General features: G+C 33.2%; 17 protein-coding genes. 10 read left to right on the top strand and 7 right to left on the bottom strand.

The window, feature by feature from the left end; genetic code table 11:
* The first annotated feature begins 317 nt into the window (after window positions 1-317).
* Window positions 318-1,400, top strand: coding sequence for a glycine cleavage system aminomethyltransferase GcvT (gcvT, locus tag FPG59_RS06545; protein ID WP_086453820.1), 1,083 nt, complete (start codon window positions 318-320; stop codon window positions 1,398-1,400).
* Between the two features lie 58 nt (window positions 1,401-1,458).
* The gene (locus FPG59_RS06540; protein ID WP_086453819.1) at window positions 1,459-2,169 is read left to right on the top strand and encodes a YebC/PmpR family DNA-binding transcriptional regulator; all 711 of its coding nucleotides are present in this window, start codon (window positions 1,459-1,461) and stop codon (window positions 2,167-2,169) included.
* A 139-nt stretch (window positions 2,170-2,308) separates the two neighbouring features.
* Here FPG59_RS06540 and FPG59_RS06535 read toward each other — a convergent pair whose 3' ends face one another.
* Window positions 2,309-3,349: a PLP-dependent cysteine synthase family protein gene (locus FPG59_RS06535; RefSeq protein WP_086453818.1), complete on the bottom strand. Its 1,041-nt coding sequence runs from the start codon at window positions 3,347-3,349 to the stop codon at window positions 2,309-2,311.
* Window positions 3,350-3,419: 70 nt separating this feature from the next.
* Window positions 3,420-5,480, bottom strand: coding sequence for a S9 family peptidase (locus tag FPG59_RS06530; protein ID WP_086453817.1), 2,061 nt, complete (start codon window positions 5,478-5,480; stop codon window positions 3,420-3,422).
* A 141-nt stretch (window positions 5,481-5,621) separates the two neighbouring features.
* On the opposite strand from FPG59_RS06530, the gene FPG59_RS06525 reads away from it, so the two are divergent.
* A complete protein-coding gene (locus tag FPG59_RS06525) occupies window positions 5,622-5,942 on the top strand; it encodes a YbaB/EbfC family nucleoid-associated protein (RefSeq protein ID WP_086453816.1) in 321 nt (106 codons plus the stop codon).
* A gap of 73 nt (window positions 5,943-6,015) precedes the next feature.
* Here the strand turns inward: FPG59_RS06525 and FPG59_RS06520 are convergent, their stop codons facing one another.
* Entirely contained in the window at window positions 6,016-7,038 is a 1,023-nt protein-coding gene (locus tag FPG59_RS06520) for a low specificity L-threonine aldolase (RefSeq protein WP_086453815.1), read from the bottom strand.
* A gap of 177 nt (window positions 7,039-7,215) precedes the next feature.
* On the opposite strand from FPG59_RS06520, the gene prfB reads away from it, so the two are divergent.
* The 4 genes from prfB to FPG59_RS06500 all read left to right on the top strand — a co-directional run bounded on the left by prfB (window position 7,216) and on the right by FPG59_RS06500 (window position 11,983).
* Window positions 7,216-8,311 (top strand): peptide chain release factor 2 gene (prfB, locus tag FPG59_RS06515; RefSeq protein ID WP_140344599.1). Its coding sequence is split into 2 segments (ribosomal slippage): window positions 7,216-7,278 and window positions 7,280-8,311, totalling 1,095 coding nucleotides; the frame shifts between segments, so codons are not numbered across the junction.
* Window positions 8,312-8,384: 73 nt separating this feature from the next.
* A complete protein-coding gene (locus FPG59_RS06510) occupies window positions 8,385-9,131 on the top strand; it encodes an energy transducer TonB (RefSeq protein ID WP_086453813.1) in 747 nt (248 codons plus the stop codon).
* Between the two features lie 63 nt (window positions 9,132-9,194).
* On the top strand, window positions 9,195-10,193 hold the full coding sequence (gene lpxD, locus FPG59_RS06505) for a UDP-3-O-(3-hydroxymyristoyl)glucosamine N-acyltransferase (protein WP_086453812.1): 999 nt from the start codon (window positions 9,195-9,197) through the stop codon (window positions 10,191-10,193).
* A 161-nt stretch (window positions 10,194-10,354) separates the two neighbouring features.
* On the top strand, window positions 10,355-11,983 hold the full coding sequence (locus FPG59_RS06500; protein WP_086453811.1) for an acyl-CoA carboxylase subunit beta: 1,629 nt from the start codon (window positions 10,355-10,357) through the stop codon (window positions 11,981-11,983).
* 71 nt (window positions 11,984-12,054) lie between these two features.
* Here FPG59_RS06500 and FPG59_RS06495 read toward each other — a convergent pair whose 3' ends face one another.
* Window positions 12,055-13,104: an AMP-binding protein gene (locus FPG59_RS06495; RefSeq protein WP_086453810.1), complete on the bottom strand. Its 1,050-nt coding sequence runs from the start codon at window positions 13,102-13,104 to the stop codon at window positions 12,055-12,057.
* A 25-nt stretch (window positions 13,105-13,129) separates the two neighbouring features.
* The gene (locus FPG59_RS06490) at window positions 13,130-14,050 is read right to left on the bottom strand and encodes a CPBP family intramembrane glutamic endopeptidase (protein ID WP_086453809.1); all 921 of its coding nucleotides are present in this window, start codon (window positions 14,048-14,050) and stop codon (window positions 13,130-13,132) included.
* A 78-nt stretch (window positions 14,051-14,128) separates the two neighbouring features.
* Between FPG59_RS06490 and FPG59_RS06485 the strand changes: the two genes are divergently transcribed.
* Both FPG59_RS06485 and FPG59_RS06480 read left to right on the top strand, forming a co-directional pair.
* On the top strand, window positions 14,129-14,473 hold the full coding sequence (locus tag FPG59_RS06485; RefSeq protein WP_086453822.1) for an ArsC/Spx/MgsR family protein: 345 nt from the start codon (window positions 14,129-14,131) through the stop codon (window positions 14,471-14,473).
* A 92-nt stretch (window positions 14,474-14,565) separates the two neighbouring features.
* Window positions 14,566-17,022, top strand: coding sequence for an outer membrane beta-barrel family protein (locus tag FPG59_RS06480; protein ID WP_086453808.1), 2,457 nt, complete (start codon window positions 14,566-14,568; stop codon window positions 17,020-17,022).
* 96 nt (window positions 17,023-17,118) lie between these two features.
* Here the strand turns inward: FPG59_RS06480 and FPG59_RS16535 are convergent, their stop codons facing one another.
* Entirely contained in the window at window positions 17,119-17,316 is a 198-nt protein-coding gene (locus FPG59_RS16535; protein WP_176330701.1) for a hypothetical protein, read from the bottom strand.
* Between the two features lie 178 nt (window positions 17,317-17,494).
* Here FPG59_RS16535 and fumC point away from each other — a divergent pair, with 178 nt between their 5' ends.
* Entirely contained in the window at window positions 17,495-18,877 is a 1,383-nt protein-coding gene (gene fumC, locus FPG59_RS06470; RefSeq protein ID WP_086453807.1) for a class II fumarate hydratase, read from the top strand.
* Between the two features lie 56 nt (window positions 18,878-18,933).
* Here the strand turns inward: fumC and FPG59_RS06465 are convergent, their stop codons facing one another.
* On the bottom strand, window positions 18,934-20,052 hold the full coding sequence (locus FPG59_RS06465; protein WP_086453806.1) for a hypothetical protein: 1,119 nt from the start codon (window positions 20,050-20,052) through the stop codon (window positions 18,934-18,936).
* Between the last annotated feature and the right edge of the window lie 60 nt (window positions 20,053-20,112).

Genomic DNA, 20,112 nt, shown 5'->3' with positions numbered 1-20,112 from the left:
GTTTTTTTTAAGTGAAACGTAAATGGGGTTTATCAACTTAATATCCGTTGTAATCTATTTATTTAGAAAAACATTCATCAATATAGTAAGTTTGATAGCCCTGAAAGCAGCGGTATCCTTTATTTACGAGTTACAACCATTTTAATGGCTGTAACTCGTAAATAAAGATAAAGCGAATAGCAGGAAATAGCTCCTTAAAATTATTTTTTTAAACAAACTAAAAAATACCGAAAACGTTTGAAACTTTGCTCACACAGCCTTTGTAAGCCAAAATAAAATCAATAAATTAGCGACTTTAAATTTTATATCAAAACACCATGAAAAATACTGCGCTAACGCACATACACGAGAGTTTGGGAGCAAAAATGCTACCGTTTGCTGGATACAACATGCCAATTTCATACGAAGGAGTCAATGCAGAACATGAAACGGTTCGTAATGCAGTAGGAGTTTTTGATGTTTCTCACATGGGAGAATTCTTGCTTACAGGACCAAATGCATTGGCTTTGATACAAAAAGTAACCTCAAATGATGCATCGACTTTAACAATTGGCAAAGCACAATATTCATGTTTGCCAAATCAAGACGGCGGTATTGTAGATGATTTGCTAGTTTATAAAATGAAAGAAGAGCAATATTTACTGGTTGTTAACGCTTCGAATATTGAAAAAGATTGGAACTGGATTTCAGCCCAAAATGATTTGGGTGTAGATATGAAAAACATTTCGGATGATTATTCTTTACTTGCCATTCAAGGACCAAAAGCGGTTGAAGCAATGCAATCCTTAACTTCAAAAGATTTATCAGCCATTGCGTATTACCATTTTGAGGTAGGTGATTTTGCTGGAATTGAAAACGTAATTATATCTGCAACGGGTTATACTGGCTCAGGTGGTTTTGAGATTTATTGTAAGAACGATGAGGTAGAACAAATATGGAATAAGGTTTTTGAAGCTGGCGCTCCTTTTGGCATTAAACCTATAGGACTTGCGGCTCGTGATACTTTACGTTTAGAAATGGGCTTTTGCTTATACGGTAATGATATCAATGATACCACATCTCCGTTAGAAGCTGGTTTGGGTTGGATTACTAAATTCACTAAGGATTTTACAAATGCCGAGAACTTAAATAAACAAAAAGAAACTGGAGTAACTAAAAAGTTAGTTGCATTTGAAATGCAAGAGCGAGCAGTGCCAAGACATGATTACGAAATTGTAGATGCATCTGGAAGTGTGATAGGAATTGTAACCTCTGGAACCATGTCTCCGTCAATGAACAAAGGAATTGGAATGGGTTACGTTACAGTTGCCAATAGCGCACTAGATAGCGATATTTTTATTCGTATTAGAAAAAATGATGTATTAGCTAAGGTGGTAAAATTGCCTTTTTATAAGAAATAAAATGATTTTTAAACCTGCATAATTATTGTATTTTTGCAGTTCAAAATAACAAATAGTAATGGGAAGAGCGTTTGAGTTTAGAAAAGGAAGAAAAATGAAACGTTGGTCAGCAATGGCCAAAGCATTTACCAGAATAGGTAAGGATATTGTAATGGCTGTTAAAGAAGGTGGTCCCAATCCTGAGGCCAACTCGAGACTAAGAGCCGTAATCCAAAACTCTAAGGCAGTAAATATGCCTAAAGAAAATGTGGAGCGTGCTATAAAAAAAGCTACTGACAAAGATACAGCAAATTACAAAGAACAATTGTTTGAAGGCTACGCGCCACACGGAATTGCAATTTTAATTGAAACTGCTACTGATAATAACAATAGAACTGTTGCAAACATTAGAAGTTATTTCAACAAATGCAATGGTACTATGGGTACTCAAGGGTCTGTTGAGTTTATGTTTGATCATACTTGTAATTTTAGAATTCCAAATAACAATCAAGATATAGAAGAACTTGAGTTAGAGTTTATCGACTTTGGTGCCGAAGAAATTTTTGCTGATGAAGATGGAATTTTAATTTATGCTCCTTTTGGTAGTTTTGGAACCATTCAAAAAGAACTTGAAAGTCGAGGCATTGAAATTTTATCATCAGGTTTTGAACGTATCCCTCAAATTACAAAAAAGCTAACCGAAGCAGAAATGGCTGATGTTGAAAAATTAATTGAAAAAATTGAAGAGGATGATGACGTGATGAACGTGTATCATACTATGGAAGAATAATTCCTTTCTTAAAAACCTAAAAACTCTTGAGCAATCAGGAGTTTTTTTTTGTCTATGCACAACATTAATAATTTAAAAACATAGCAAAAAAAACTCCAGAAAAATTCTGGAGTTTTATATGATTATATAGTAAGATAATCTATTTTATGAATTCAATTTTTTGAACTTCTTCTTCATTGATACTGTCAAAAAAGCCTTGCTCGTTCATCCAGTCATCACTAAAAACTTTACTCATGTAACGAGAACCGTGATCAGGAAAAATTGCTATTACATTACTATTTTCGTCAAACTCTCCCTCTTCTGCGTATTGCTTAATTGCTTGCATTACTGCTCCAGAAGTATATCCCACAAATAAACCCTCTTTTTTAGTAATTTCTCTGGCAGTGTGAGCACTTTCCTCATCTGTCACCTTCATGAACTTATCTATAATATCAAAGTCGGTTGCAGATGGAATTAGATTTTTACCTAATCCTTCAATTCTGTATGGATAAATTTCTTCGTTATCAAACTCTCTAGTTTCATGGTATTTTTTCAACACTGAACCAAAAGCATCAACACCTAAAATTTTAATATTAGGATTTTGCTCTTTTAGGTATTTTGCAGTTCCCGAAATAGTTCCACCAGTTCCACTACATGCTACAAGATGTGTAATGGCGCCATTAGTTTGTTTCCAAATTTCTGGACCTGTAGAATTGTAATGTGCATCAATATTCAACTGATTGAAGTACTGGTTAATATAAACCGAACCCTTGGTTTCTTCATGTAAACGCTTAGCTACGTTATAGTAGGAACGTTCATCATCTGCAGATACGTGAGCTGGACAAACATAAACCTTTGCACCTAAGCTACGCAACATATCAATTTTATCTTTTGATGACTTTGAGCTTACTGCTAGTATACAATTGTACCCTTTGATAATACTTACCATAGCCAAACTAAACCCAGTATTACCAGATGTAGTTTCAATTATAGTATCACCAGGTGATAAAATGCCTCTTTTTTCAGCTTCTTCAATAATATATAATGCAATTCTATCTTTAGAGGAATGTCCTGGATTAAAAGCTTCTACTTTTGCGTAAAAATTTCCAACTAAATCTTCAGTAACTTTATTTAGCTTAATAAGTGGAGTATTACCTATTAATTCTAAGACATTATTATAAGCAGATATCTCTTTTTTCATAAAAAAATAGTTAGTCGCAGCAAATTTTAATTCAACTACGAACAGTGCAAATTTAACAAAAATATTCTAATTAGTTTTTAATTTTTTCTAAATCTAATAAAAAACTATACTCCTTTGCTAATTCCTTTAAAGCCTCAAACCTACCTGAAGCCCCGCCATGCCCTGCATCCATGTTTGTATTTAAATACAACACCGTATCGTTAGTTTTTAGCGTACGCAGCTTTGCAACCCACTTTGCTGGCTCCCAATATTGTACTTGTGAGTCATGCAAGCCTGTAGAAACATACATATTAGGATATTTTTGTGCTTTTACGTTATCATAAGGAGAATAAGACAACATGTATTTGTAATATTTTTTTTCATTTGGATTACCCCACTCGTCATATTCACCCGTTGTTAAAGGAATGGTATCATCAAGCATAGTTGAAATAACATCTACAAATGGCACTTGAGCAATCACTCCATGGTATAATTCTGGTGCCATATTTACTACTGCTCCCATCAACAATCCACCTGCTGATCCGCCTTCGGCATACAAATGTTGTGGAGAAGTATATTTTTCTTGAATTAAATACTTGGAACAATCAATAAAATCGGTAAAAGTATTTTTCTTTTTAAGCAATTTCCCGTCTTCGTACCATTGTCTTCCTAAATCTTCGCCACCACGAATGTGCGCAATGGCAAAAACAAAACCTCTGTCTAAAATAGATAAACGTGTTGATGAAAAGTAAGTATCCATAGTCACGCCATAAGAACCATACGCATAAAGTAACACCGGATTAGTACCATCCTTTTTCAAACCTTTTTTATAAACCATTGAAATTGGCACCTTAGTCCCATCAGTTGCTGTGGCCCAAACACGCTCCTCTGTGTAATTGTTTTTATCAAATTTTCCACCTAGAACTTGTTGCTCCTTCTTAACCTCTTTTTCTTTGGTCTTCATATTAAAGTCAATTACAGAAGATGGTGTTGCCAAGGATTGATAGCTGTAACGCAAAATATCAGTATCAAAATCTACATTTGTAGTAGTGTAGGCATTGTAAGTTTCACTACCAAAAGGCAGATAATATTCTCCCTCACCACTCCACGGCTTGATGCGAATGTGGTTTAAACCATTAGAACGTTCTTCAACTACTAAATAATTTCTAAAAATTTCAATATCTTCCAGCAAAACATCATCTCTATGCGCAATGACATCGACCCAATTCGCTTTTGCAGTAGCGCTTTCAGGAGTTTTCATCAACTTAAAGTTTGTTGCTTTGTCTTTATTGGTCAAAATATAAAACGAATCTCCAAAATGTGAAATACTATACTCTAAACCACGAACTCTAGGTTGAAAAACCTTAAATTCAGCATCAGGAGTTTCTGAATTTAAGATTCTATACTCGGTAGTCAAGGTACTCCCCGATCCTATTACAATATATTTTTTTGATTTTTCTTTCCCAACGGATACGTTAAAAGTATCATCTTTTTCAAAAAACACCAGTACATCTTGATCCGAGCTTGTATTTAATTTATGCTTGAATACTTTATCAGAACGCAGTGTAACTTCATCTTGTTTGGTATAAAAAATCGTTTTATTGTCATTGGCCCACACAGAACTACCAGTTGCATTTTCTATTTTATCAGAAAGGATTTCACCTGTTTCTAAATTTTTTACTTGAATGGTATAAATACGTCTTCCAATGGTATCAACACCAAAACTAGCAAACTTGTTATCTGGACTTACACTTAATCCACCCAATTGAAAATAAGAATGCCCTTTAGCTAAATCATTACAGTTAAAAAGAATTTCTTCGGCAGCAGTTAAACTTCCTTTTTTTCTAGAGTAAATAGGATAATCTTTTCCTGTTTCAAAACGAGTAATGTAGTAATATCCATTATATAAGTAAGGTACTGATTCATCATCTTCCTTAATACGAGATTTCATTTCCTCATACAATTCTTTCTGAAAACCCTTGGTATCCGCAGTCATAGCTTCGTAGTAACTGTTTTCTTTATTTAAGTAATCAATAACCTCTGGATTTTCTCTTTTGTTTAACCAAAAATAATTATCCACACGAGTATCTCCGTGTTTCTCTAAAACGGTTGGAATTATTTTTGCTAAAGGTGCTTTTATATTTTCGGACATTTGCTGTGCGTTTATTTTTGTTATTGAAAGTGCAAAAATAAGACAAAGACAACTTAGTAAAGCTTTATTTTTCATGATTCTTTTATTGAATTGAAACACTAATGTAGTAATTTTGTATTTAAAACTTAAAATAATTTCAACATGGATTTAATGGGCATGATGGGTAAATTAAAAGAAACCCAACAAAAAATAGAAGATACTAAGAAAAGATTAGATACTATTCTTATTGATGAACAAAGCACTGATGGCTTATTAAAAGTAACTCTAACTGCTAATAGAGCTTTAAAATCAATACAAATTGACAACGCTTTACTTGAAGATAAAGAACAATTAGAAGATTATTTAATTTTAGTTTTAAATAAAGCCATTGAAAAGGCTACAAAAACAAACGAAGCTGAACTTGATGCAGTAGCAAAAATGGACATGCCAATGATTCCTGGAATGGATAATTTGTTTAAGTAATCAGTAATTATGAGTTTATGAATTATGAGTTTTTAAATTGTCAAAACTCATAATTCAAAACTTATACTTTAATTTATACTAATTTCTGCAGCGTTTCAAGAACATACGTATGCATCACTTCTTTATAATCCAGATGCGTGACAATTCTCAATTTTCCGTGTCCCATAGAACTGATAAAGATATTTTTTTGCTTTAAAAGCTCAATAAGATTCTTCTCAATACAATTTGGAACCAAAGAAAATATTAAAATATTAGTCTCCACTGGTTCTACAGATGCTACCCAACTTGTTTTCTTGAGCACTTCGGCAATTTCCTTTGCCCGGCGATGATCCTCCGCTAACCTCGTGATATTATTTTCAAGAGCATATAAACCTGCTGCCGCTAGATAACCTACTTGACGCATTCCGCCTCCAAGTATTTTTCGAATACGCAATGCTCTGTGAATTGTTTCTTTATCCCCCAATAGAACAGAACCAATAGGAGCACCTAAACCTTTTGACAAACATACTGAAATGGTGTCAAAAATTTTACCGTACGCTTTAGGATCTTGATTTTTAGCAACCAAAGCATTCCATATACGAGCTCCGTCTAAGTGAAATTTTAAATGATGTGCATCACAAACTGCTTTAATTTTTTGTAAATCTTCCAGTTCATAGCAAGCACCACCACCTTTGTTTGTTGTGTTTTCAACACATACTAAACTTGTTAATGGACTGTGATAAAACTCTGGATCATTGATAGCTGCAGCAACTTGGTCAGCAGTAATCATGCCTCGATTTCCATCTAGTAGACAACAAGAAACGCCACTATTAAAGGAAACACCGCCTCCTTCATAATGGTATACGTGTGCATATTTATCAGCTATTAATTGTTCCCCTGGCTGAGTATGAAGCTTAATTGCAGTTTGATTGGCCATTGTTCCCGATGGAAAAAAAAGCCCTGCCTCCATGCCAAACATTTGAGCTACCCTCGACTCGAGTTCAATAACAGTGGGATCTTGCTTATATACGTCATCACCTACAACTGCATTAAGCATGTGCACAAGCATTTCACGAGATGGTTTTGTTATTGTATCACTAATTAAATTTATTTCCATATTGTTGTTTATTTTCAGTGCGAATGGTTCGCGAATTGTCCCTTTGTAAAAAATTTCTATTTTTGCAGCACAAATTTACATAATACGGTTTGTATATTGCAAAAAGTTCCGTTAAAACTAAAACAATTGAACAAAAGGAATATTACAAAACGATTTCTAAAAAATAAAAACTAACTTATGACAACTACCGAACAAATAAAAGGTATTGTGGAGCGCCTTGGTGCGTTGAGGAGGTATCTTTGACGTTGATGCCAAATTAATTGAGATTTCAAACGAAGAAGAAAAAACCTTTGCCCCTGATTTTTGGAACAGTCCAAAAGAGGCAGAACTACTAGTGAAAAATCTTCGAAATAAAAAAAAGTGGATAGAAGATTACAATAAAGCTGTTGAAATGACAGACGAATTGGAACTTGCCTACGAATTTTATAAAGAAGGTGACCTTACACCCGATGAACTTGACACACAATTCAATGCTACTAATAATCACATTGAAGCTATTGAATTTAAAAACATGCTCTCTGATGAAGGTGACACACTTAGTGCTGTAGTACAAATTACAGCTGGCGCAGGTGGAACAGAAAGTTGTGATTGGGCCGAAATGCTCATGAGAATGTACATGATGTGGGGCGAAAAATACGGTTATAAAATTAAAGAATTGAACTTTCAAAAAGGAGATGCTGCTGGAATAAAAACGGTAACTCTTGAGTTTGAAGGAGATTATTCTTTTGGATATCTAAAAGGAGAAAACGGCGTACATCGATTGGTGCGTATTTCGCCTTTTGATAGTAATGCTAAAAGACATACCTCTTTTGTTTCAGTATATGTTTACCCCTTAGTTGATGACAGTATAGAAATTGAAATTAACCCTGCAGATATCGAAATTACTACCTCACGCTCTAGTGGTGCAGGTGGACAAAATGTCAACAAGGTAGAAACTAAAGTACAGCTGTTTCATAAACCTACCGGAATTCAAATTCAATGCTCTGAAACCCGTTCGCAACAAGACAATAGGCAACGAGCCATGCAAATGTTACGTTCGCAATTATATGAAATTGAACTTAAAAAGAAGCAAGCACAACGCGCTGATATTGAAGCTGGAAAAATGAAAATTGAATGGGGTTCACAAATACGCAATTACGTAATGCAACCTTACAAGCTCGTTAAAGACGTTCGAACAGGCTATGAGACCAGCAACGTTGATGGAGTAATGAATGGTGAAATAGACGAATTCTTAAAAGCCTATCTGATGATGATGGGACAAAAAGAATCATAAAAGATAAAATCCTACACAATTCTATTTTGTGTAGGATTTTTTTATTAATTTTGATTTAAAAAAAACTTCACTAATGAAAACCTTTTTTACATCACTTATTTTATTGATATCTTTTCACGTTTTTGCACAAAACAAAATTTATTTTACTGAGGATTTTAAAGAACTTCCAAACGCAGAGACAGCAAAATATTACAGTATTTATGAGCAAAAAGATAAAGCTACAATCCGAACTACTTTTTATATAAATGACACCATTTACTCTAAGGATAACTATTCTAACTATAAAAAAAGGCAAATTGATGGTACGTCTGAAAGATGGTATGCAAACGGAAAAAAGGAGTATTTAGCGATTTATGTAAAAGGAAAACAAGAAGGTCCACAAACACGTTACTATGAATCTGGAAAAGTAAAGCGAATCGAAAACTTCCTAAATGGTTCCTTTGTTGATGGAAAATGTTTTGATGAAAATGGAATAGAAATTGCGTTTTTTCCTTACTACGTAAAACCAGAATTCCCTGGAGGAGAAAAAGCTTTTCATGATTTCATTGCCTCTGATTTTAAAAAACCAAATAATAGTTTTGGCCAAGTTATAATTGAATTTTCTGTAGAATTGGATGGTTCTTTAAATCATTTTGAAGTAATAAAAAGTGTGAATAAAGAAATTGATTTAGCAGTGATCAAGACATTAGTAAAAAGTCCAAAATGGTTACCTGGAAAAATTGATGGTAAAGCAATCGTAACAAAGCACAAACTTCCGATTACATTACATTTATTTGAAGAAAAACAAAAAAAAATTGGTAGAACTAAAATGGAGTATTAATTAGGATAACTACGGGTAAATTCTTTAATTTGAAAAATATAACTCAAAAAATCCTATTTTTCAATGAAATCCTATACAATTAACGAAATAAACGAAATTCTTAACGGAGAAATCGTTGGGTCAACCCTAACAAGTATTACTGCTCCTGAACAATTAGAAGCTGCAAGCACTACGGAGATTTCATTTATAGGAAACAAAAAATACGAAAAATTTTGGGCTCCCTCAAAGGCTTGTGCTGCTGTTGTAAACGAAGATATTGGCATCGAACCAGGAGATAATCGCGCTTTTATTAAAGTAAAGAATGCCGATTTAGCCATGTCTCAAGTTCTTGAACTTTTTGCTCCACCTACTCCACTATTCAATACAGCCATTCATCCCACAGCCGTGATTGATGCTAGTGCAAAAATTTGCAATGGTGTGCAGATTGGTGCAGGATGCTATGTGGGTCCTAATGTAGTAATAGGTGATAACAGTACTATATATCCTAATGTGACTATTCTAGATGAATGTACTATTGGTAAGAATACTGTTATTTGGTCTGGTACCGTGATCAGAGAACGCTGTCATGTTGGTAATGATTGCATCATACATCCCAATGCAACAATTGGCGCAGATGGCTTTGGCTTTAGACCTGATCCTCAACGCGGATTGGTTAAAATCCCTCAAATAGGTAATGTAATCATTGGTAATAATGTTGAAATTGGTGCCAATTCTTGCGTAGATAGAGGCAAATTTAGTTCAACAGTACTAGGTGACGGCTGTAAAATTGACAACCTTGTACAAATAGGTCATAACAGCAAATTAGGTAAATTTTGTATTATGGCAGGCAATAGCGGGCTTGCGGGTTCAGTAACATTAGGTAACGGCGTAATAATTGGTGGAAGCGCATCGATAAAAGACCATACAACTATAGGAGATGGTGCTATTGTAGGCGCAGGATCTGGTGTTACAGGTGATATAGCCGCTGGAAAAACAATGTTAGGGTATCCAGCTGTTGAAGCTCGTGATGCCTTAAAACAATGGGCTATTTTAAAAAGACTAGTCAACGAGTCAAAAAAATAAAGACATAATTTTTATCATATTCATAAAAAAAACAGAAGTTCGCTTCTGTTTTTTTATTTAAAACCAAAATAAAAACATTTTTTTGATTTTACTAGACAAAATAATAAACGTATTTTTGTAGTAATTTGTATTTTAGCACAAACTTTTTAATCTAATAAATCATGGATTTGAACTTCAATAAAAATGAAGACCACAATAAACTTCTACTCTCTGCATTACGTCAAAAATTAAGTGCCGTAAAATTAGGAGGTGGAGAAAAACGCATTCAAAAATTACATAGTGAGGGCAAAATGACTGCCCGTGAACGAATAGATTATTTACTAGACGCAAAGGCTAAAAGTATAGAAATTGGCGCTTTTGTTGGAGAAGGAATGTATGCTGAACACGGTGGCTGCCCTTCTGGTGGAGTTGTTGTAAAAATAGGTTATATCCGAGGCAAACAATGTATTGTAGTTGCAAATGATGCTACCGTTAAAGCAGGTGCTTGGTTTCCTATAACTGCTAAAAAGAACCTTCGAGCGCAAGAAATTGCAATGGAAAATAGATTGCCTATTATTTATTTAGTAGATAGTGCTGGAGTTTATTTACCATTACAAGATGAAATTTTCCCTGACAAAGAACATTTTGGTCGTATTTTTAGAAATAACGCACAAATGAGCAGCATGGGTATTACCCAAATTGCCGCTGTAATGGGTAGTTGTGTAGCAGGTGGCGCGTACTTACCTATCATGAGTGACGAGGCCATGATTGTGGACAAAACAGGTAGTATTTTCCTAGCGGGTAGTTACTTGGTAAAAGCAGCAATTGGAGAAAGTATTGATAATGAAACTCTTGGCGGAGCCACAACCCATTGCGAAATTTCTGGAGTGACTGATTATAAAGCGAAAGATGACAAAGACGCACTTGATCGTATAAAAAATATTGTTGACAAAATAGGCGATTTTGACAAAGCTGGATACAACCGTATAAAAGCTGAAAAACCAAAATTTGATGAAAATGAAATGTATGGAATATTGCCAAAAGCTCGTAGCGAACAATATGACATGATGGACATCATTAACAGATTAATAGACAACTCTGAATTTGACACCTACAAAGATGGTTATGGACAAACAATAATTACTGGTTATGCTAGAATTGATGGTTGGGCCGTAGGAATCATTGCGAATCAAAGAAAAGTTGTTAAAACTAAAAACGGAGAAATGCAATTTGGAGGCGTAATCTATTCGGATAGTGCTGATAAAGCCACTCGATTTATTGCCAATTGCAACCAGAAAAAAATCCCATTAGTTTTTATTCAAGATGTAACTGGTTTTATGGTGGGATCAAAATCTGAACATGGCGGAATTATAAAAGATGGTGCCAAGTTAGTAAATGCAGTGTCCAACTCTGTGGTACCAAAATTTACTGTAATTGTTGGTAATTCATATGGAGCTGGAAATTATGCCATGTGTGGTAAAGCGTATGATCCTAGATTAATTTTTGCTTGGCCAAGTGCTGAATTAGCCGTTATGGGCGGAACGCAAGCTGCAAAAGTACTTGCACAAATAGAGGCTTCATCGCTCAAGGCAAAAGGAGAAGTAGTTGATGAAATCAAAGAAAAAGAGTTATTTGATAAAATAAAAGCAAGATACGACGAACAAGTGTCTCCTTATTATGCAGCCTCAAGATTATGGACTGATGCTATTATTGATCCATTAGAAACAAGAACTTGGATCTCTATGGGGATTGAGGCGGCAAACCACGCTCCTATTGAAAAGAAATTCAATTTAGGCGTTATCCAAGTATAACATTCTTACCATTTATAAAAAAGCATCCTGAAAATATATTTTAGGATGCTTTTTTATTTAGTGTAACTCGATTATAAAGTATTTACAATGTCAGCTCGTCTTAATTTACCATTTTCTGTTTCTAAAAATTTTGGGACATAAAAAACACCTTTAGGTTTTTCATATTTGTCTAATTCATCAAAAAAATCATCGGGCAACAACTGATTTTCTCCTTCTATAACTAAAATTAATTTCTCTCCAAGTTCAAGATCTTTGATACTGGAGACAAAAAATCTTTCCTTTATTTTAACGGATAATTTTTGTTCAATTTTTTCAGGAATCAATTTTATACCGCCACTATTAATTACATTATCTACTCTACCTAAGAAAACAAATTGATTGTCATCATTAATTTCTACCAAATCATTCGTAACAATCGATTCATTAGAAATTAAAGGTGCATCAATCACCAAGCAATTTCGGTCATCTTGGGAGATTTTAATGTTTGGTAATACCGAAAAGAAATCTTCACTAACTTTTTTAGCTGCTATATGCGTAATTGTCTCAGTCATGCCATAGGTTTCATACACTTTTGTGGAAACTTTTGACAACTCATTTTCAAGAACCTTGTCCATTTTTGCACCACCAACAATCATTTTTTTCACATTCTGCAATGCCTTTATTGAATTTTGAGCTTGTAGAGGAACCATAGCTACAAAATCATATTTTTTAGTATTTCTTAGAAGTGGTTCTGCGCTTGGAGCAACAAAATCAAGATCAAGACCTAAAATAAAACCTCGAACAAACATCATTTTACCTGCTATAAACTGTGTAGACAAACAATGTAAAGCTTTGTCTCCTGGATTCAAATCAAAAAAATCTCCAGTAGCTAAAGCCGAATTTACCATAGCTTGTTTCTCAATACGAATAAACTTCGGTTTTCCAGTAGTTCCAGAGGTATTTAGCATAAGATAAGGTTTAGAATCAAACCAATCTAAAATAAAATCTCCTACTGCTTTTTCATACGCCTCGCCTTCTTTGATAAAACTATATGCAACTCTGCATAAATCATCACGATCAAGGTGAAAACCATTTAATTTAAACAAGTTATGCACGTTTTGGTAGGTTACGGTAGTGGTCATGATTGTTATATTTACAAATTAAAATCTAAACCGATGGAATCCTGCCGGTCAATTTTTCTTTCCAATTGGTCCATTGGTATTTCTTACTAAAGATAAGTAAAAGTATTGGATAAATAATAAAAACCGGTAAAATGACATCAATTCCAGCAGATGGATTAGAAATATCCTTTAAAATAGAATTCGTTTGAAAGGCAGTCCAATCAGAAGTGATTAATAATGCCCCAATTGTATTATTAGCAGCATGAAAACCAAGGGCAAGTTCCATGCCCTCATCCATGAGTGTCAAAATACCTAAAAATAATCCGGTTCCCATATAATAAATCATAATTATAGGACCCATTTTTTCTACTTCGGGATTAAAAAAATGCAATCCTCCAAAGATGAATGAAGTCATTAATAACGGAAACCATTTATTACGAGCAAGCACAGCAAAACCCTGCATTAAATAACCTCTAAATATATATTCTTCGGCACTGGTTTGCAAAGGAATCATTATTACTCCTATTAATGTTAGAATTAAAAATGGGATGGGTTTAAAATTAATTTCAAAATTAGAAGGATTAGCAAAATACATAATGAGTGTTGAACCAATCGTAAATACTGACCAAATACCAAAAGCAGTAATTACCCTGCTCCAATCAACTTTTTCCCTTGAAGTTGTTACAGATAGTATAGTTTGATGGTGTAATAATTTCACAATAAAAAAAAGAGCAGCCAATACAAACACAAAGGTTGATAATAAAAAAAACAATGTAGTATTAGAATCAAAGTAGGTCATCATATTCAAAGCTGCGGGTTGAAACTGTTTCCCAGAAGACAAAGAGTCTATAACTACAAAAGCTGTAAAAAACAATTGTCCAACAATAGAAGCAAGAATTAGTAAAACGGATCCTTGAATATATTTCCAAAAAGTATTTCCTGACTTAAAACCTTGGGCTATGTACATGTTTTTCTGAAATTATGTTTTCATATTATTAGTTCAACAAACACTATTTTTGTTACATAATAATCTTAAATGAAAAAAATGATTCAAATCTATCACAATCCACGTTGCGGAAAATCAAGAGCATGTTTGGCACAAATCAAAACTACTAATAAAGAATTTGAAATTAAACTCTACTTGCTTCACGCCTTATCTATTGACGAATTAACAACAATTGTAAGCAAACTAAACATAAAACCAATGGATTTAGTACGCACAAAAGAAAAACTTTGGATAGAAAACTTTAAAAACAAAATCTTAAATGATCAAGAAATATTAAATATTATTGCCGAAAATCCAATTTTAATGCAAAGACCAATTGTAATTGATGGTGAAAAAGCAATAATAGGAAGAGATTCTGAATCTGTAGAGAAATTTTTGAAATAGACAAATCTCAGTCTTAACATTTATTTATGATTTACCCTATTAAACTAATTCAAGGTTTGTGCGTCTAATGAAAAAAACTAAAGTAAACAATAATGAAATTAATCAAACCTTTTTTAATTCTTGCCTTTTTTTTAATAGCAATAACAGGATTTGCGCAACCCGGTGGAGGAATTCCTAAAATTAAAATAACTGGAAAAGTTATTGAAAAAATAAGCAAACAACCATTAGAGTATGCAACCATCACTTTTTCATTACCTAATAATCCAAAACCCGTAGCCGGAGGAATTACTAATGCAACTGGAGATTTTGATGTTGAGGTAAAACCGGGTACGTATGACATCAAAATTGAGTTTATATCTTTTAAAGGAAATGATATCAAACAAAAAAACTTAACAAAAAGTACTAATCTTGGAGTTATAGGATTAGAAGAAGATGCGGCACAATTGAATGAAGTTATTGTAAGAGCAGAGAAAACTACCGTTGAAATCAAACTTGACAAAAAAGTTTACAATGTTGGTAGTGATCTTATGGTAAAAGGTGGAACCGTAAGTGATGTATTAGATAACATCCCGTCAGTGTCTGTAGATGTTGAAGGAAATGTGAGTTTAAGAGGAAATGACAACGTAAGAGTTTTAATTGATGGTAGACCCTCAAACGCAATTAATATCTCTGAAGCATTACGACTAATTCCAGCTGATGCCATTGAAAAAGTAGAAGTAATCACAAATCCATCTGCACGATATGATGCGGAAGGTGGTGGAGGTTTACTAAACATTATCCTTAAAAAAGGAAAAAATCAAGGTTTGAATGGAACTATAATTGCGTCTACTGGTTATCCTGAAAATTATGGTTTGAGTGGAACCTTAAACTACAAATCAAAAAACTTTAATCTTTTTACAACTCAAGGTTACAATGATCGTAACAATCCAGGAAATGCTTTTACCAATACTGATTATCTAAATGATAATAATGAAGTTACTAATGCCGTAAATGAATCTCGTGAAAATGACCGATTCAGTAAAGGATACAACGGTAATTTTGGAATGGAATGGTATTTAAGTGAAACCGCTTCATGGACCAACAGTATTAATTATAGAAAAAGTAACGGTAACAATATTGACAACGTTTTTCAAGATTACATTAATGCTGATCGCAGTTTTGATTATAGAAGAACTCGTATCAATTTAGAAAATAGCGACAGTGAGAATGTTGAATTTGCTACAAATTATATCAAGAAATTCAAAAAAGATGGTCACAAACTTACAGTTGATGGATCTTTTTCTATTAGCGATGAATTTAATGATGCATTAATTACTGATAATCGTAGCAATTCTAATACGACACAACTAGATATTACCCGTAACAATCAGTCACAAAACCGTAATTTAGTTCAGTTAGATTATGTACTTCCTTTTGGTAAATCAAGTCAATTTGAAGCTGGATATCGTGGAGAATTCTTAGAACTACTAACAGATTTTAGAGTTGACAATAATGGTGTAATCAATAATAACTTTACAAACACATTAGAATACAAAGAGAAGGTAAATGCCTTATACACGCAATATGGTTTTAAAAAATCAAAATTTTCAGCACTTTTTGGTTTGCGTTTTGAAGATTCAAATATCAATATAAATCAGCTTGCTACTAACGATTTTAATACTAAAAAGTACAATAACTTTTTCCCGAGTGCTTTCTTTACTTATGAAATCTCTGATGCAAGTAGCGCATCTGTAAGCTATAGCCGAAGAATACAAAGACCAAGAGGAAGAATGTTAAACCCATTCAGCAACTTATCTAGTAACATCAACATCTTTGTGGGTAATCCAGATTTAGATCCTGCTTTTACAGATGCTATTGATTTTGGATACATCAGAAGATGGGAAAAACTAACTTTTAACACATCTTTATATGTAAACAAAACAACTGATGTTTTTCAATTTGCTAGAAGAGAATCTGGAGATTTTGTAAATGGAATTCCTATTACAATTAGCTCGCCTATTAATTTAGCTACAGAATACAGAGCTGGTTTTGAATTCACACTTAACTATTCTCCTTACAAATGGTGGAAATTGAACGGTAACTTTAATTTCTTTAGAAATGAAACGCAAGGAATAAACGAGTACACCAATTTTAAAAACGAAAAAGTAATACAAGATTTTAATAACATTGCTACTTCTTGGTTTACTAGAATCACCTCAAAAATAACATTGCCATACAAAATTGACTGGCAAACAAATGCCACATATAATGGCCCTCAAGATAATGCACAAGGAAGAAGTTTGGGTGTATTTGCAGCAAACTTAGCATTTAGTAAAGATGTAATGAAAGATAAAGGAACTGTATCCTTTAACGTAAGTGACGTTTTTAATTCTAGAAAAAGAATCATGGAAACGTTCTTGCCGCAATTTGCAAATTCTTACAGTGAAATGCAGTGGAGAGTGAGACAGATAAACGTATCATTTACATATCGTTTTAACAAACCTAAAAACGAAAGAGAAAAACCAACTCGTAAAATGCAAAATGATAACGAAGGAGATTATCAAGGATAAAAGAAAAGGACTCATGTAAAATGAGTCCTTTTTTTATACATTTAAATCAAAAAAAAAGAACTCATAAAAATGAGTTCTTTTATAAATCTAAAAAGCTTAAACTGATTGCTCTTGCTTCTTTTTTGCTTTCTTTTCTTTGTATGCTTCCCAACTTGCACCGCCAACCCAATAGGATACGAAACCAACTAGAAAAAACATTAACCAAAATCCCATTGTTAGGATGGTTAAGAAAAGTAAAAAGCCTAAATACTGTGAAAATTCAAACATGTTTTCCGGAATTTTGAATGTAGCCACAAATATAACTCTAATTATTTTTGGTAGCAATAAAAAAACACAAAAACTAAGCATCTGCTTGTTATAATATTAATTATTCTTAAATTACAGAACTACGAAAATCTATAGATCAAATAGTGATCCCTAATAATTTTATGAATTAGTAACCATTTCCCTCCAATTAATAATTCCATTTAAAATGAAGTATAGAATAGAAAAAGATACATTAGGCGAAGTACGTGTACCAATAGATAAATATTGGGGAGCACAAACAGAACGTTCTAGAAATAACTTCCAAATTGGTGAACCAGCATCTATGCCAAAAGAAATCATATATGGTTTTGCATACTTAAAAAAAGCGGCTGCATACACCAATTGTGATTTAAAAATTCTATCAGAGGAAAAACGAGATTGCATTGCTCTGGTTTGTAATGAAATTTTAGAGGGAAAGCTTAACGATCAGTTTCCACTAGTCATTTGGCAAACTGGGTCAGGAACTCAAAGCAATATGAATGTAAATGAAGTTATTGCAAATAGAGTTCAAATTCTTAAAGGTTTAGAAATAGGTGAAAATCAATTTATTAATGCAAATGATGACGTAAATAAATCACAATCATCAAACGATACATTTCCAACGGCAATGCACATTGCTGCCTACAAAATAATAGTTGAAAGTACTATTCCAAATATTGAAAAATTAAGAGATACACTACATAAAAAAGCAATTAAATTTAATAATGTTGTAAAAATAGGTCGTACACACATGATGGATGCTACGCCTATAACACTAGGACAAGAAATATCAGGATATGTAGCCCAATTGAGTTATGGTTTGAAAGCTTTAAAAAATTCACTACCACATTTATCTGAAATAGCACTTGGAGGGACTGCTGTAGGAACAGGTTTGAACGCTCCAAAAGGATATGCCGTGAAAGTTGCTCAATACATTGCTGAGTTTACCGGACACCCATTTATTACTGCCGAAAATAAGTTTGAAGCCTTAGCTGCTCATGACGCTATTGTTGAGAGTCATGGCGCTTTAAAACAATTGGCCGTTTCTCTAAATAAAATTGCAAATGATATCCGCATGCTGTCCTCTGGACCACGATCTGGAATTAATGAAATCCTCATTCCTGAAAACGAACCTGGTTCATCTATAATGCCTGGCAAAATAAATCCAACGCAATGTGAAGCATTGACCATGGTATGTGCACAAGTAATAGGAAATGATGTCGCAATTACTGTAGGTGGAATGCAAGGACATTATGAATTGAATGTATTTAAACCACTTATAGCATCCAATTTTTTACAATCAGCAAGACTTCTTGGTGATGCATGCTTGTCATTTGATCTTCATTGTGCCCAAGGAATAGAACCAAATCATACTAGAATTAAAGAGCTACTGGATAACTCATTAATGTTAGTCACTGCCTTGAACCCCAAAATAGGATATTATAAATCAGCAGAAATAGCTCAAAATGCTCATAAAAATGGTACCACTTTAAAATACGAAGCAGAACGTCTAGGATATGTAACACCAGAGGATTTTGATAATTGGGTACAACCTAATGATATGGTATAATACAAAAAACCCTGTAAATTATTTTACAGGGCTATAATAGATTTATTTAGAATTTGTTAATTTGTTTTGGCTTTTAAAGCATTATATTCCGCAATTAAATCCATGGATCGGTATAATTTTAATAACAAATCAGAAACCGTTTTATCACTAGGCTGTAAGGCATTAGCTTTTTCAAGATACTTAATAGCGCCTTTTACAATATCATCCATTTTAACTTTTAAATTATCATAGGTAAGCATTTCTTCTTTAGAAGTTCCTAATACACTCATTTGCTCGCTAATTACTTTTTTCTTGTCTAAACTTAAATAAGCCATTTCTAAATATCCATCAACTGAATTAGGACTATAAGCAATGAGCTGCTTGTAACAGTTTTCGGCTGCAGCTAAATCTTTTTTTTCTCTGTAAATAAAACCCATATTTAAAAGAATCTCACTTTTCTTAGAAGCAGCCATAACATTTCTAGGGTTTTCTGCAATTCCTGCTTTTACATTTGTGTCTCTATCGGCTGCTGTTAAATACAATTCTTCAACTTTAGATTTTTTATTAACAGCATAATATTCCATAACTCTACCCGTATAATTGAGTTTATTTAACTCTTTATAATTTCGTAAGGCAGAGTCATAATCATTTACCTTCATAAAATAAGAAGTAGAAAGGTATAAGTTAAGCGTATCTTTTTTGTCTATCTCATACAAAGAGTACATTTTTTTCGCTCCTTCACCATAGTTATTTACTTTTAAATCAGCAATAGCATTACCTTGAACCTGATCTTTAATTAACTTAATTGCTTCGCGGGCTTTAACAGAGTATTTATAGGTTTCAATACGGTCTTCCTCCTCAATCAGTTCCTTATAAGTAGCTACTGCAGCAGAAAGGTTTGTAGCTGGTTCAATTTTTTGATCCGCTAAACTTTTATAAATTTCAGCTTTTAGTTTATAAAACTCTGACTTATCATCGGCAATAGCGTTATTTATTAAATATTGCGATTTTTTTAAAATAGATAATGCTCCCTGAGAGTTTCCGTTCTTAAACTCTAATTGCGCCTCTTTGATTTGTTCTTTTTGGGCATATCCAGCAAAAATGAAGGATAAAATTAATACTAAAGTAAAGTTCTTTCTCATGTAATCTATGCGGTATTTGGTTAATAAAACTAATAAAACATCAAAATTTAACATTTAACACTCTATTAAGTGTAGCAAATTAGATTAATAATTTGATTTTCAAAAATAATACTC

Origin of the sequence: Flavobacterium sp. FPG59, assembly GCF_002150205.1 — a bacterium.
Classification (GTDB): domain Bacteria; phylum Bacteroidota; class Bacteroidia; order Flavobacteriales; family Flavobacteriaceae; genus Flavobacterium.
The sequence above is the reverse complement of the archived record's forward strand: the minus strand, read 5'-3'. Positions and strand labels throughout refer to the sequence as shown.